Source organism: Planctomycetaceae bacterium (assembly GCA_041398785.1).
In the GTDB taxonomy this organism is placed as follows: domain Bacteria; phylum Planctomycetota; class Planctomycetia; order Planctomycetales; family Planctomycetaceae; genus JAWKUA01.
This window is the reverse complement of sequence record JAWKUA010000012.1, coordinates 151,414-166,414: the sequence shown is the minus strand read 5'-3', so window position 1 is coordinate 166,414 and position 15,001 is coordinate 151,414. Positions and strand designations below refer to the sequence as shown.

Annotated in this window: 7 protein-coding genes; 3 read left to right on the top strand and 4 right to left on the bottom strand. The window is 60.6% G+C overall.

The annotated features are described in order from the left end of the window. Nucleotides 1-21 precede the first annotated feature (21 nt). On the top strand, nucleotides 22-1,845 hold the full coding sequence (locus R3C19_15455) for a biotin/lipoyl-containing protein (GenBank protein ID MEZ6061744.1): 1,824 nt from the start codon (nucleotides 22-24) through the stop codon (nucleotides 1,843-1,845). Here R3C19_15455 and R3C19_15450 read toward each other — a convergent pair. After that, a complete protein-coding gene (locus R3C19_15450; GenBank protein ID MEZ6061743.1) occupies nucleotides 1,835-3,145 on the bottom strand; it encodes a Gfo/Idh/MocA family oxidoreductase in 1,311 nt (436 codons plus the stop codon). The genes R3C19_15455 and R3C19_15450 overlap by 11 nt on opposite strands. Before the next feature lie 195 nt (nucleotides 3,146-3,340). Between R3C19_15450 and R3C19_15445 the strand changes: the two genes are divergently transcribed. Beyond that, nucleotides 3,341-5,818: a serine/threonine-protein kinase gene (locus R3C19_15445; protein ID MEZ6061742.1), complete on the top strand. Its 2,478-nt coding sequence runs from the start codon at nucleotides 3,341-3,343 to the stop codon at nucleotides 5,816-5,818. A gap of 286 nt (nucleotides 5,819-6,104) precedes the next feature. Here the strand turns inward: R3C19_15445 and R3C19_15440 are convergent, their stop codons facing one another. The 3 genes from R3C19_15440 to R3C19_15430 form a co-directional block, all read right to left on the bottom strand. Further along, entirely contained in the window at nucleotides 6,105-6,353 is a 249-nt protein-coding gene (locus R3C19_15440) for a hypothetical protein (GenBank protein ID MEZ6061741.1), read from the bottom strand. After that, entirely contained in the window at nucleotides 6,343-12,387 is a 6,045-nt protein-coding gene (locus tag R3C19_15435; GenBank protein MEZ6061740.1) for a choice-of-anchor Q domain-containing protein, read from the bottom strand. Before R3C19_15435 ends, R3C19_15440 begins: the two co-directional genes overlap by 11 nt. A 191-nt stretch (nucleotides 12,388-12,578) precedes the next feature. Continuing rightward, nucleotides 12,579-13,892 carry a hypothetical protein gene (locus R3C19_15430; protein MEZ6061739.1) on the bottom strand — a complete coding sequence of 438 codons (1,314 nt, stop codon included), beginning with the start codon at nucleotides 13,890-13,892 and terminating at the stop codon, nucleotides 12,579-12,581. A 292-nt stretch (nucleotides 13,893-14,184) separates the two neighbouring features. Between R3C19_15430 and R3C19_15425 the strand changes: the two genes are divergently transcribed. Next, nucleotides 14,185-14,793, top strand: a complete 609-nt coding sequence (locus R3C19_15425; protein ID MEZ6061738.1) for an RNA polymerase sigma factor — start codon at nucleotides 14,185-14,187, stop codon at nucleotides 14,791-14,793. Nucleotides 14,794-15,001 lie beyond the last annotated feature (208 nt).

Genomic DNA, 15,001 nt, shown 5'->3' with positions numbered 1-15,001 from the left:
CCATTCACGAAAGAACTGACTGTGACAAAGAAGGTCAACTTCATGTGTACGGCGTTCCGTGACGGATTCCAGTCCGTCTACGGAGCCCGTGTTTTCACAAAGGATTTTCTTCCGGCAGTAGAGGCGACTCGCGACGCCGGCATCACCTGGTTCGAAGCCGGAGGCGGCGCCCGCTTTCAGTCACTCTACTTCTACTGCAACGAAGACGCCTTCGACATGATGGACGCCTTCCGCGGTGCCGCCGGTCCGGATGCAAACCTGCAGACTCTGGCACGCGGAGTCAATGTTGTGGGACTGGATTCGCAGTCCGGCGATATCATCAAACTGCATGCCGAGCTGTTCAAAAAACACGGCATGACAACCATCCGGAATTTTGATGCTCTGAACGATGTCAACAATCTCATCTACAGCGGCAGGTGCATTGTTGAAGCCGGACTGAAGCACCAGGTCTGCGTGACACTGATGGAACTGCCGCCGGGCTGCACGGGTGCTCACGACGCCGGTTTTTATGCCGACACACTGCAGCAGATTCTGGACGCGGACATTCCCTTCGACGCCGTGTGTTTCAAGGACGCTTCCGGAACCGCCGTGCCCGCAAAGGTCTATGACACGATCGCGCGAGCCCGCAAAATGCTGCCGTCCGATGCGTTCATCCACTTCCATACTCACGAAACCGCAGGTGTCAGCGTGCTGGCGTATAAAGCGGCCCTGGACGCGGGAGCCGACGCGATTGACCTGTCCATGGCGCCGTGTTCCGGTGGCACATGCCAGCCCGATATCCTGGTGATGTGGCATGCTCTGCGAGGTTCCGAATATGACCTTGGCGTCGATATTGAAAAAGTCCGCGAGGCCGAAGAAGTCTTCAAAGAGTGCATGAAGGATTATTTCCTGCCGCCGGAAGCCACTGCCGTGGAACCGTTGATTCCCTGGAGCCCCATGCCCGGAGGAGCGCTCACCGCCAATACTCAGATGCTGCGCGACAACGGGATCATGGAAAAGTATCCGGAAATCATCAAAGCGATGAGCGACGTGGTGCGCAAAGGCGGCTACGGAACATCCGTTACTCCGGTGTCGCAGTTCTATTTCCAGCAGGCCTTCAACAATGTGATGTTCGGCCCCTGGAAAAAAATCGCCGAACCCTATGGGCAGATGGTGCTGGGATATTTCGGAAAGACTCCCGTTGCTCCCGATCCTGAAGTCGTCGAACTGGCATCGAAGCAGCTTGGAAAGAAACCGACAACGCGGTCCCCGCTGGAAATGAATGACGAGGATCCGAACAAGGGCGTGGAAGCCGCAGGAAAAGTGCTGGCTGACGCCGGACTGCCCGTCACTGACGAAAACATCTTCATTGCCGCGACCTGCCGCGAAAAAGGCATCCGGTTCCTGAAGGGCGAAGCGGAGGTCGGCGTCCGAAAAGTCGACAGGGCCGCCGCCGCAGCCGCACCGCAGGTCACGCCATCCTCTGGAAGACGCCAGCCCGCCGAATACACCGTAACGGTCGATGGCAAAGATTACTTCATGGCCTTCGAAGGCAATATGGCCACGATCAACGGAAAAGTATTCCGCGTCGGCATCAGAAATGTGGAGTCGCGCGATGGTGCCCAGGAAGAAAACGGCAAGGCCGCTCAGGTCACGTCCGTGAAATCTCAGATGCCGGGGTCCGTGTTTAAGGTCCTGGTCAGCCCCGGAGATCGCGTGTCGGAAGGCCAGGCTGTGCTGATTCTGGAAGCCATGAAGATGGAAATGGAAGTCGCTTCACCCGTCGCGGGAACAGTCGCTTCCGTCAACGTCAAAGTCGGCGAACAGGTGACGACTGGCCAGGTGCTGGCGTCCATTAACGGATGACCGTACTCGGCACCGACCAGTGCCCGCCGTCGCGATACGTGCGGCCGAGCAGCGCGTCCGCTTCCGCATCGCCGACAACGGTTTCGTTCGCAACGTCTATGCTCAGCGACCGCCCGACGCGCACGGCGACGTTCGCCAGATGAACCAGCGCCGTGGAATCATGCGCAGTCTCAGCGTCGGCAGCCGGCGTTCGACCGTCGATGATGGCCTGCAGGAAATCGAACTGATGATTCTTCGGCAACTGCGGCTTTTCGCGCGGCGAAGGATCGCTGACCGGCCGGTTCGATTCGTCCCACACCTGCAGCTTGCCCCGTTTGCTGACGAATAACATCCCCTTCGTGCCGTAGAATTCAATTCCTGAATCGCAGTTATGAGGATAATTCGTCGACCAGATTCGCATTTCGAAGATCAGTTGTTTCCGCCGGCCGACGCCGCCGTCGCCCGGCCATTCGAACGTACAGGTCGCAGTGTCGGGAAACTGCTGATCGTCGTCGAAGTAGTATTTGCCGCCAAGCGCCGTGACGGTTGACGGTAAACCGGAAACACCCAGACCCCAGCGAGCCATGTCGATCTCGTGAGTCCCGTCGTTGCCGATGTCACCCGTGCCGAAGTTGTGCCACCAGTGCCAGTCGTAATGAAACCGATTGTCCTGAAACGGCACGAATTCGGCCGGCCCGACCCACGTATCGTAATCCAGACCCGCTGGAGGATCCGACGGCTGCGAATGGCCGATGTTGCGGCGCCGCTGAACGTTCCAGGCCTTCGCCATCAACACATCGCCAATCAGACCTTCGCGCAGCATCTGCACCGCGCCGGCGATTCGCGGATCGTTGCGACTCTGCGTTCCGTGCTGCACGACGACGCTGTTGCGTTTCGCCGCTTCAACCAGCAGCCGCCCTTCCCTGAGATTATGGCTGCACGGTTTTTCGACGTAGACATGCTTGCCGGCCTCGCACGCCATGATCGCGGCGGGAGCGTGCCAGTGATCGGGAGTCGCGATCACGACGGCATCGACGGCGTCGTCGCGAAGCACCTCGCGCAGGTCGCTGGTCGACCGGATCGCTCCCGACTTCTCCGCGAACAGCTTCGCTCGCTTCTCGTCGGGATCACAGGCCCACGCGACGGTCGCGTCTTCGGCAAATCCGCCGAACAGTGACTGCGCCCGACCGCCGCAGCCGATAAACCCAACGACGGGCCGAGCCCTTGTGACCGTCGCGCGCGCGGCTCCAGTGGCCAGAGAACCTGCGGCGATGGCCGCACCAGACGCTTGCAGGAAATTTCGACGAGTACTGGCAGGCATGGAATCGCTCCTGATTTCTCGCGGGATTTGGCCGAGCACGGAATGCGGCCAATCTACTGGCGAACAGTTTGATTCGCCAGGTATCGACCGAAACGTCACGCTATCATGGCCCGTTTCCTGATGACCGCATCACCCGGGCGGCGATTCAGCAATGAGGCTCGCCAAAGCACAGTCGGAGGAGAAACCTTGCGGACCGTGAAACAGCCGTCAGAAATCGAATGCCCAGCAGTCTGTCAGTTGGAAGATCTGCTGGAACTGCGGTTGTCCGGACCTGACGCCGCAGCGGTTTCTCAGCACGTTGAAAACTGCAACGCGTGCCAGAGACAACTGGAGTCGATGACGCACGAGTCCGTGCCTGCAATCGGCACACTTCGCGAACAACCGCAGGGGCGGTGGGCGTCGCTGTCAGATCCCGTTAGTGACATTGGATTCTGCGAAACGGCAACTGTCCGGTCCGGCGGGACATCGACACTTGAGATTACTCTGCCGGAAATTCCCGGATATCGCGTCGATCGGCTGCTGGGTCGCGGTGGAATGGGGACCGTGTTTCTGGCGCATCACGCGCTGCTGAACCGCCTTGTCGCCATCAAGCTGCTGCCACAGGATTCCGCAGGCAGGCAATCCGCGGTGGCCCGGTTTCTGCGCGAAATTACGGTTGCGGGCAGGCTCGATCACGTCAACATCGTGCGAGCCCTGGACGCGATCCGCGACGGTGAACGACATTTTCTGGTGATGGAATTTGTCGAAGGACAAACGCTTGCGGAGATCCTTTTCAGCAGCGGCCGTCCGGCAGTCGCCGACGTCTGTGAAGTCATCCGTCAGGCGGCCGTGGGACTTCAGTACGCTCACGAACACGGCATGGTGCATCGCGACATCAAGCCGTCAAACCTGATGGTGACAACGACGGGCGTGGTCAAAATTCTTGATCTGGGACTCGCGAAACTGGCCCACCATCCCGGCGACGAACTGACGTCCACCGGCGATATCATCGGCACCATCGACTTCATGGCGCCGGAACAGGCAGATCCCGGACAGGTGACCGACGGTCGAGCCGACATCTTCAGCCTGGGCGTGACGTTCTTCAAACTGCTGACGGGAACCGTGCCGTTCGGTCCGCCACTGCACGATTCCGCATTGAATAAGCTGTTTGCGATCACGCGTGGCGATGGCCCTTCCGTTGCCACGCTGCGATCGGATCTGCCGCAGGAATTGATCGACATCGTTGACCGCATGCGCCGGCGGAAGGCAGAGGACCGGTTTCAGTCATTCACGGAGGTCATCGCCGTACTGCGGCCGCATTGCGAAGGCAACAAAGTCGGTCAGCTTGTCTCGGAATCGAACATTCACGGCGCCGCGCCGATTCGGCCGGACGATATGACCAGGCTGCAGGAGCAATCGAACGCACAGGATTCGACATCCGAAAACCAGAACCCCAAAACGCGTCCGGAACACCGGCCCGCCTTCCTCGCACATGCTGACGCTGCAGCGCACTCGACGGTTGTCGATATCCGAACGGAGAACACCCGCGTGCGATCCCGCGGACCGCGAAGATTCATCGCCGCGGCCTGTGTTGTCGGAGTCGCTCTGGTTGCCTTGCCGATGCTTGAGTTCCCTGGAGCTGGAGATCGCAACCGTTCTGCGACATCGGCCGTTGGATCGTCGCCGTCGGCAGCATCGCCGGACGTGACGCGAGCGGTGTCTGTAAACGTGCCGACGCCAGATGAGTCCGGATCCGCGGCCGAGTGGCTGCTGAACCACGGCGCCGGATGGGTCAATGTGCGAGTCCACAGCGACCTGCCCGGACGCACGATCCGATGCACCGAGGTGAATCAACTGCCCGAAGACCCCGTGGTTGTCGCGTGCGGTGTCAACGCCAACGATATGAACCTGCAAAAGGAATCCGCCAGTTCGGGCGAGTCAAACTGGATCGAAGTCCTGCGGAACTGTCCGGAACTGCGCGTCCTTCTCGTCGACACTGTTACGCCGGCCGACATGCACGACGTTATTGCGTTGCAGCAACTGACACGGCTGGAGATTCGCTGCCTGCAGGCCGACGCCGGAGACTTTTCGTTCGTCAGGCAGATGCCGAACGTCAACATCCTTAGCATTGTCGACCCCAAGAAGACGAAGGCCGACGTCGTTGTGGATGAGATTCCGGCATTGCTGCGTGAACTGCCTGGAATTCACTCGCTTGTCCTGAACGGTGTGGACTTCCGCAATGGCGTGCCGGCGTTCCTGAAACGACTTCCGGCTTCGCTCACGCATCTGGAGATTGCCGCAGAACAACTGGACGATTCCATCTGGCCTCTGCTCGCGGAGCATGAGCAACTGATCGAAATCCGAATGCGGTTTGAGGGGCTCACGTGCGAAGGCATCCATCATCTGGGACGAATGCCGCAGCTCCGATATCTGGGCGTCCTGTCGTGGTCACTGACAAGGCGCGGCGTCGAGGAACTGGGATCGCTGACTCAACTGCACGGATTGTGTCTCGCTGACACCAACATGCGGGACGACTGGATGCATTCCGTTCACAACCTGAAGTCAATGCGGAAAGCTGAACTGGAGGGAACACAGGTCACTGCTGCTGCTGCAACGAAACTAAAACGTGCCCTGCCGCGTTGTGAGATCACGTACGGCCCGCTGCTGGATCCTCATACCGCGACAACTGACTGAGAACGGTTGGCTGTCAACGAAGCGTGTCCGATGGCCATTCGTTTGGCCACCGTTGCTCAATTGCAACACTCTTCCGTGCAATGGAAGATCGCAGCCTGATCCGTTTCCACCGAATCGAACGCGGGGAGGGCCATCCGCGGGCCGGCCTTCATGGCAGGCGCCGGCGGCCCTCTCCCCGATCTTTCTGCTGGACGCAGAAAAATCTCCCTCTCCCGCTGCGCGGGTGAGGGACAATGTCTGGCGTTTGTGAACGAACGGAACGCCGCAGTGATGCTGCATCGTCGATCTATCGCGAGTCCAGCAGTTGCGCCGGATCGTCGGCCCACAGATCGTCCAGATCGTCGTCATCGTCGCCGCCGACGGGTGCATACACGTGAAACCGCTGACCGGCCGAAATCATTTCTGAAGTAACTGATTCGCCGAAGTGGAAGTCGGACTCGGGAAAGCGAGCTTCGAGCACGTGAGTCAGTTCGTGCATGATGACGCTCAGCAGGTCTATCCGGCCGGCGGCGTCGCTTTCTGAGTCAGCGAACAATGTCGCCGGGTCGAACTCCGCGTTGTCGCGAGGCGTCGGGTCGATGAACCAGCCGTGGCCTGCGGCGTCGTCGTCGATGTGGATCACGTTGCCGGCGGCGTAGCCGAGCTGGCGTTTTTCGTTGTCGATCTTCGAAACCCGGAACTCGACGTCGCGCAGCAGCAGCCTGTTCGAGCGTCAGGCCGGTTCCAGACAAGCGCCGAATGGCTTCGTCGACGATGTCCGGCAGCGCGTCGCGATTGATCGACTCAGCCTGAGTCAGTTTCGCCGGCCCGTTCGCGTGCAGAAAACTCGGGAAGGAAATGCTGATGTCGGGAATCGGCCACGGCACGTCGATGCTGAAACCGCTGGTGCCGACCGTGACGGATATGGACACAGAACCGAAAACGCCGAGATACGCCGTGCCTTTCGCGGTTCCATTGATCGAGAAGGCTCCCGTCGAAAAGTTGACTGACACGTCGGCTCGGAAACTGAGTCCGACACCGTAGCCTTGCCACGTGGCTCGCAGATCCGCGGTCGCAGTGACGTCAATTCGCGCCGGCTGAGCGGCGGTATTGCCGAACCGGAAACTCATCCTCACGGAGCCAAAAATGCCGAGGCTCAGATTTCCGCTGCCGCGAAGTTCGAACGTGCCGAAACGCCAGTTAATGAAGCCGCTGACTTCGGCCCGACCGACCAGCGGAAGCTTGACCATCAGTTCCGCTCGGATCATGTCGTTGTTCAGCACCAGCCGGAACTTGCCGTCCGGTGCAAACCCGCCGATCCGGGCACTCGCGTTGGCACTTAGTTCGATGCGGAACTGGCCCGTGTCGAACATGACGAACCCATCGATCGAGGCCATCGCGGTTCCGGTGATTCCGACTTGCTCAAGGAACCTGACTCCACTCTTCAACGGATCTGCGACCCCGCGCAATGCGAACAGGTTGCCGTCGACAAACATCAGCGAAGCGTCCGCCACCGGAATCGAGATGTTGATGAGATTCGTGACGCCGATGTCCGGCGCGTAGCTGACGGCCGCGTTGACTCCGATCTCAATTCGAGTCAGCGCCGCCACGATATTGTCGATGACAGCGGACGGTCCTCCGTCAAACAAGTTGACGAAGTCGTTTCGCATATTCGCGGGAGCACTGAACCCGCCCTGACCCGGACCGGAGAAGCGGTCCAGATCCAGAACGATTTCGCCGTCGATCTCGAAGTTGTTGATCGAGAACAGCCCGGAACCATAGAAGTTGCCGAAGATCTGCTGACCGGTGATTGCGGATGGCGTCACCAGTGGCTCGAACGGGAAGTAGCCGGAGTGTGAGTATCCTACAGAGAAGTCACCGACCTTGACCCAGATCGATGTGTCGAAGGGATCAATCGCAAACAGCAGCGGATTGCTGTTCGACGGAACCGACAGCGAAACGCCCCCAAACTCCAGCCCGGGATCGCCACTGGAGCTGCGGAAATACAGATAGGGAATCGCGTTGTTCAGCGGAGCACCACTGCCGGCGAATTCATTAGCGAGCAACTGGCTTCCAAGTTTCAGGCCGAACTGCGGCAGGTTCAGGCCGGCGCTGATCAGGTTGAATCCGGTGAACTGAGTGATCGCGGCGAAAGCCGTGTTGCCACCAGGGATCAGCGAGAACGGACTGAAGTTCGTCAGAATGCCGGTGTCCTGAACGTTGTCGGGCAGCGTGTCGAGCTGCAGAAACGGAATCGGAATTTCGCCGGCAATTCCGGTCGGGATGGTGATATCGGTTCCCGTGAAGCGTTCACCGCCATTGCCGAGCGCCGTTCGCGTCCAGTTGCCCGACAGAGCAAACCCGTATCCGCTTGGTCCGATGACCACTGCCGTCTGAGGCGAGAACAGCGTGACTCGCGGGCCGACACCCGAGTCGTCTGCCAGATCAGCGATGGTGGGGTTTTCGTTGAGCGGATTGACGACGCGATCTTCGTTCGGATTCACGTCGGATATGTCCTGCTTATCCAGCGGCGTGAACAGGTCGCTGCCGGCATTGCCGTACACGAAGTCCGGACCCACGCCGCCGTCCAGCAGGTCGTTGCCGTCGCCGCCGTTGAGTTCGTCTTGTGCGGAACCGCCGGGGGAATCACCGAACAACTGGTCATTGCCGCGATCGCCGTTCAGCACATCGCTGCCGCTTTCACCGTGCAGCACGTCATCGTCGTCGCCGCCACTGATCACGTCGTCGCCGTCGCCGCCGGTGATTGTGTCATTGCCGGCGTCGCCGTTGAGTGTCTCGCTCGAAGGACCACCGAGAATCGTGTCATTTCCTCCGCGCCCGTTGACGGTCAGCGAGATGCTCCGGAAGCCGTCCAGCAGCGCCGATCCTCGGCCTGAAAACTGCGTGGCATCGATCCTGTCCCCGGATTCGCTGCCGTTGATGATGATCCGGCTTGTCAGCGAGAACGGTTGCTGCCACAGAATGTTGCCGGGATTGCCGAGTTCGTGAATCACGTTTCGAGGCGGATTGGCACCGGGCTGGCTGACCAGTGCCACGTCCGTCCCGGCCGGAACGTCGAACGTGAACGTCTGCCGCTGAGGCACGCCGGTGACTGTGATCCTGACAGTCGCCTGGGAGATCTCACCCAGAGATTCTCCGTCGCCGAATTCGTCATCGATGTGATAGGTGAACGTGTCGACCATCGTCTGGCCGTCCGGCAGAGCTTCCAGAGTCGCTGACGTCACGGGGTTGTAATAGAAGGAACCGTCCGCGAAGAACAACACTTCCGCCCCCAGTGCTGTGAGTTGTCTCCAGTCGCCGAACTGACCCAGAGCTTGCAGCACGACGATCTGGTCGCCGTCGAAATCGCTGGGGAATGGGTCTGTCGGGTCGACGCCGTCGTTCCTCAGCAGACCGGCATTCGTGGCCGGATCGGGTTCCGGCAGGCCCTCGGGGTTCGCAAGAAATCGGTGAGGCTGGCCGGTGAAAATGGGGCCGGCACCGGGCAGCGGATAGACGTCGTCCACCGCAATCGGAGCGTGCAATTCGCCGCTCAGCAGTTCCACGGTGATGATGCCGCTGCTGGATGCTCCGTTATTGTCCGTGACGGTGTATCCGAACGAATCGGCGACTTCGGTCAGAAACGGCAGATCCTTAAACACCGACGAACCGGTGGCGTCATACACGATGAAGAATTCGTCTGCGGCACCGCCCGTGCCGGCGACCCGTTCCACCGTGACATCGGCAATGGTGGCGGATGAATCGATCGTGATCGTGTGGGTGTCGCCAAGGTCGACATCACTGATCAACTGGCTGACCGCGATCCGGAAACGGTCGAAGGAATGGATCAGGCCGGAGTCGTGGACCTCATTGACTTCCGTCAGGACACCGTTGACGAACTTGATTGTCGTCTCGGGCTTTGGCGAAATTGCCGTGTCGGCGAAGTCGCTGATCGTCACGTCCGGCGCTTCGGGCGCGTCGTTCATGCCGGTGACGCGAATCTGCACCGTGATGACTTCGGGGCCGGACGAATCCGTTTCCCGCGTGAACGTGAACGTGTCGATCAGCGGATCGCCGGCGATCAGAGACTGCAGTTCCGCCGACGTCGTGGGGTCGTAGCTGTATTCGCCATTGGTCTGCACGTTGACCGTCGCGCCGAGCGTACTGACGGCGTCGAAGCTGGTCACTCGCGGGTTCGCGCCGGTGGCATTGGCCAGCAGAGTCTCGCCAGCTCGCTGAGGAATGACCGTGTCTTCGTCGGTTTCCAGCAGAATATCGTTCGGCCCGCCTTTGCCCGTGACGACCACCTGCACAATCACGGTCGCTGTTTGAGCACCGTACGTGATCGTGTACGAGAACGAATCGCTGACGAATTCGAATGGCGCGATGTCCGTGCTGAGTTCCGGAACCGTCGTCGTGTCGTAGGTGAAGCCGCCGTCAGGAGTCACCTGCACGGCGGCTCCGCGCGCGCTGGTGGCATCGAAGCCTGTTACGGTTGCACCGGCCGGATCGTTCTGCAGCAGCCCCTGAGCGGCCGCGACCTGAAACACAACGCCTTCGTCGACAACTGCCGTATCACCGAAGCCCAGGTACGCGTCGATCAGACTGCGAATCTCGGCGGCGGACCGACTGGCTTCACTGGTAACGGCCCCTCGCACAAGAGCATCGCCGGTCAAACCCTGCAGACCGCGCAGAAACAGAATGCCGTCCGTCAGCGGCCGGATTTCGCCGTCACCATCGAGATCGAAGAACGCCTGCATCGGTCCGGTGTCGAGAAACGACTGGACCGCTGCGGCGTCACTGCGCCGCGCGTTGGCACCGACAGCGCCGGTGGTCAGTGCTGTGTTACGGAAGCCCGCCAGAAAACGCAGGCTGAGAATTCCGTCCGTGTCACGCAGAAACTCGCCATCGTTGTCGATGTCGCCGGACGCGTTCGGCGCGAGTTCGCCGTTCACAACAACACGCGATGCAGCTTCGTACGCGCCGATGTCGACGGTGGCGGTGCCGTTGTTGTCTCCGTCGATCACGCGCGGGAACGCTGCGCCTCGCTGATCCGTTGTTAGTGCGGCACCGGTTTCATCGAGTGCCTGAGCATTGCTGCCCGCGTCGATCGCAGGACTTCCGGGAACCAGCGCGTGAACCGGAGGTTCACCAAATGGCAGCGTCGTGTTGAGAATCGATTCAATCGGAATCTGACCGGTGCCGTTCACGCCGACGATGTTGCCGTTCGTTCCGTGAGTCAGTCCGCCGGAACTGCCTGCGTGTCCGATCAGGTTGAACGAGGACGCGCCGCCGACCGACGACGCAATGTCACTGGGTGTGGTTCCGTTGCCCTGAAAGTTCCCCGCGACGATCGAGTTATGAATGACGAAAGTAATCGGATTGAAACTGACTCCACCACCGAACCCGACTCCATCGCCGTCGGCATTGCCCCGATTGCCGGTGATCGTGCTGTTGCGAACGAGGATGTTCGTTGTTCCGCCGGACGACGTGATGCCTCCGCCGAAGCCGTTCGTTGAGTTCGCTGAAATCGTGCTGTTGATGATCGTTGTAGTGCTGTTATCCGACCGGATGCCGCCGCCCTGCGAGCCTGCCGCTGTCGCAAAGTTGTCAGAGATCGTGCTGCTGCTGATCGTGTCCGTGCCGCCACGGCTGTAGATCCCGCCCCCTCCGCCTCCACCGGCACTGGCGTTCATAATCACCTGCGAATCGCGCAACTCCAGAGCACCGCGATTCGTGATGCCGCCGCCGTCGCCTGCGGCCTGATTGAGTTCGATGACTGAACCGCCGCTGACGGTGAGCCGGCTGTTGTTCCAGATGCCGCCGCCTTCGCCGCTGGTCGTGACGTTCTGCGAAACTCGAGTATTTGACAGACTTAGCGGAGCGGCTTCGCCCGTATTCTGGTTCTCGTTGTAAATCCCGCCGCCGGCAGCCGCGGTGTTGAGATTGACGCTGCTGTTGTTCAACGTCAGCGTGCTGTCTCGCTGGCCAACAGCTCCGGCAAACGTGAAGTTGTAAATGCCGCCACCCGTCCCCGCGGCTGTGTTGCGCCGGACACTGGAATTCGTAATCGTGACCACAGCCGACTGAGCCGCGATGCCGCCCCCGCCGCGTGTGTCTGTGGTCGCCGTCGCAGTATTGTCACGAATATCGGTGTCGATAATGTTCAGCGTGTTATCGACGACGTAAATTCCCCCGCCAAGATCAGCCGTGTTGCCTCGAATCACGGAGTCGCGAATGTTGAGCGTGTCATTGCCTTCGAAACCATCAATGAAGTAGATCCCGCCACCAAATCCGGAAAAAACTCCACCCGCGCCGTTGCCGCCGGAAATGGTCAGGCCGTCGATCGTGAACTGATTCACGCCGCTGCCGCCGATCAGGAACACACGCGAGTTGCCGCCGCCAGAAACTCCATTCACCGGCGTGCCTCGACCGTTGATGGAAACGGATTCCGTCACGACCAGTTCGCCGGAAGTCAGCGTGACGGTGCCGTCGACGCTGAAATTGATCTCGTCCGCGCCCGGCGTACTGTTCGCGTCGGCCACCGCCTGACGCAGACTGCCCGCACCGGAGTCGTTGAGGTTTGTCACGTTAAACGCGGCCAACAAAACGCGTTCTTCCAGCACTTCGGAAGCCAAACCACCGCGCGCACGCCGGCGTCGGTCGTTTCGCGGCTTCGTGAACTGTCGCTTCAGCCAACGTGAGAGGCGGTGCCTGCGAGACATGATCAAACTTTCGCTGGGAATAAATCAAACGAGTGCCGGCCAGTTCTGACGCCTGGCTAACCGAACGACAGCGCGCTCAGGTCGCTGCCGAGTTCAGTGAACGCAGTGTCGATGAGTTCGTCCTCGAAGGCAGAACGTGGTGCTGTCGTGAACGAATTGTGGGACAACGTTGGAGCCTCGCTGGCCACGCTCGTCCGGCCTCGACTTGCGGGACGAGCAGGTGCCGAAACGGGAACTGACATTGTCTGGTCGGCAAGCGCGACAGTGTCGCGATCTTCGACAGCAGCCGTCTCAGTGCGTGCCCCGCCGACTCCACTCAGAGACTGACCGATCCGCTCGATGAACTCAGGCGAGGCGGCGATAGCAGACGGCGCAGCATCGGCGACAGGTCCGCCCTTCGCGAATCCGCCCGCGGCTGCCGTTGCCCCGCCGGCAGGAGGACGGTACTGGTCCAGAAAGTCCGTGATCTGCTGCGCGCCGGTTCGAGTTGCACCGCTGCCAACCGCGTTGCGAACCAGATTCTGACCGGTAAACCCGACCAGGTAGCGAGCGATCAGAATTCCGTCGGTGAACAGATCACGCGTGCCGTTTCCGTCCACGTCCAGCATCTCGCCAGCGTCCTCCAGAAACGCAGAAATCTCGGCCGGAGCGGTTCGTGTGGCACCACTGCCGATGGCATTTCGGACAAGGTTCTGACCGGTGAATCCGACAAGATAGCGAGCGATCAGGATTCCATCGGTAAACAGGTCGGCGTTTCCGTTCGCATCGACATCCAGCGACGCGGTGCTTTCCGCGACCGTCACGGACGTCGACTGGAACTCCACGTCCGCCGCAGTTTCCGCCGTGAAATTGATCTGTGTGCCGGTGTAGCCTGCGGCAGTCGTGAAGGCCGCCGTGTATAACCGGGCGGGCTGAGTCACGCCGGCCGGCCACGTCCCGCTGATGTCGAACCACAGGACCACGACAAACCGATCCGTGGAAGGGTCGTTGTCGAGATCACCGGCGTCGGGCAGGTCCTGCTGTGAGTCCAGCCCCGCCGCCAGAGTATTGGTCAGCCCGTCGAACGTCAGTTGCGTCGAATCGTAGTGCATTCGCAGCGCCAGGCCGGTGTACTGAGCGCCTTGCGGATCGGCTGTGGAATACATCGCGTCGAAGGCGAACGAATTGCCCGGAGCAACCGTCTGCGCGGCTGCGTCCGGTGTGACCACCTGCGCTGCCAGCAGAGTTCGCGTTTCGAGCGTTTCGGCACTTGCTGAATCCGGCCTGCCTCGACGGCGCCGAACAACACGGCGGCTGCGGCCGAACCAGGTATCCCACAGCAATCGAATCGGACCTCGCGGCGACGTCCGTCGCAGATTTGTGTGCAACACGTGACTTCTCTCCCGGGACTTCGGCGCGTGGCAGATGACAATTCCCCCGCACTGCACTCGGCGCGCGGACCATGAGAGCCTCTCCAGTGCCCTGAGTCAGACGGTCAGCCCCGCGGCAACTTTTCCATCGCGCGGTCGAATGCCGAAACGTCCCTCGGAACGGCCAACGTCTCCCTGTAACCTGTTACCGGCCAGCGCAGCCAAACCTGCGACTGATTTTCGATTTTTCGCGGAATTGACCAAAGACCTCCGGACCGCAGCAAAAAGCAGTACATCGACAACGTCAGGCCGCATGAACATTGACGAATCCCAAACCAGCGTCAGCCTGCTGATGAAACTCAGGCGTCAGGACCAGGATCAGCAGGCGTGGGACGAATTCGTCAACCGCTACGGACCCCGAATCCACGCGTGGTGCCTCGCCCGGCGATTACAGCACGTCGATGCCGACGACGTCACTCAGGAGGTTCTGGCGAAACTCGCCCGTCAGTTGCGAACGTTTGACTACGACGCGAGCCAGAGTTTTCGCGGCTGGCTGCGGCGAATCACACAGAACGCGCTGGCTGATTTCTGGCGAGACCGCCGATCCGACCCGACGGCTGGCCACCGGGATGGCATGCGCCAGGCTCTGGACACCGCGGAAGCCCGAAACGACCTGTCCGCTCGACTGAACGACGCGTTCGATATTGAACTCTTCGAAGAAGCGGCGATCCGTGTTCAGCGGCGAGTCACCGAAGACCGCTTCGCCGCATGGAGACTGACGGCGGTGGACCAGGTCACGGGCAAAGAGGCTGCAACGCGACTCAACATGCCCGTGGCTTCGGTCTACACCGCCAAGAATCAGGTCCGGAAACTGATCCAGGAAGAAATCCAGGTCCTGGAAACCGGCCAGGCCGACGCGTGACCCCCGTCGCGCCGCCCAGGAAAAAGAACTGCGCCCCCGTCGCTCCGCGAAGCGAGCCGCGCGACGTCAGTCCGCGATCACAGCCGTCGAAGCACACGAAAGCGGACTCACGTCGCGCGGCAAGCAACCCGCAACCGACTACATTCCGCAGGAATCCGGTTATCATCAAACAACGTCTGATGATTCGTACGGCCTGCAGGATTGTTCA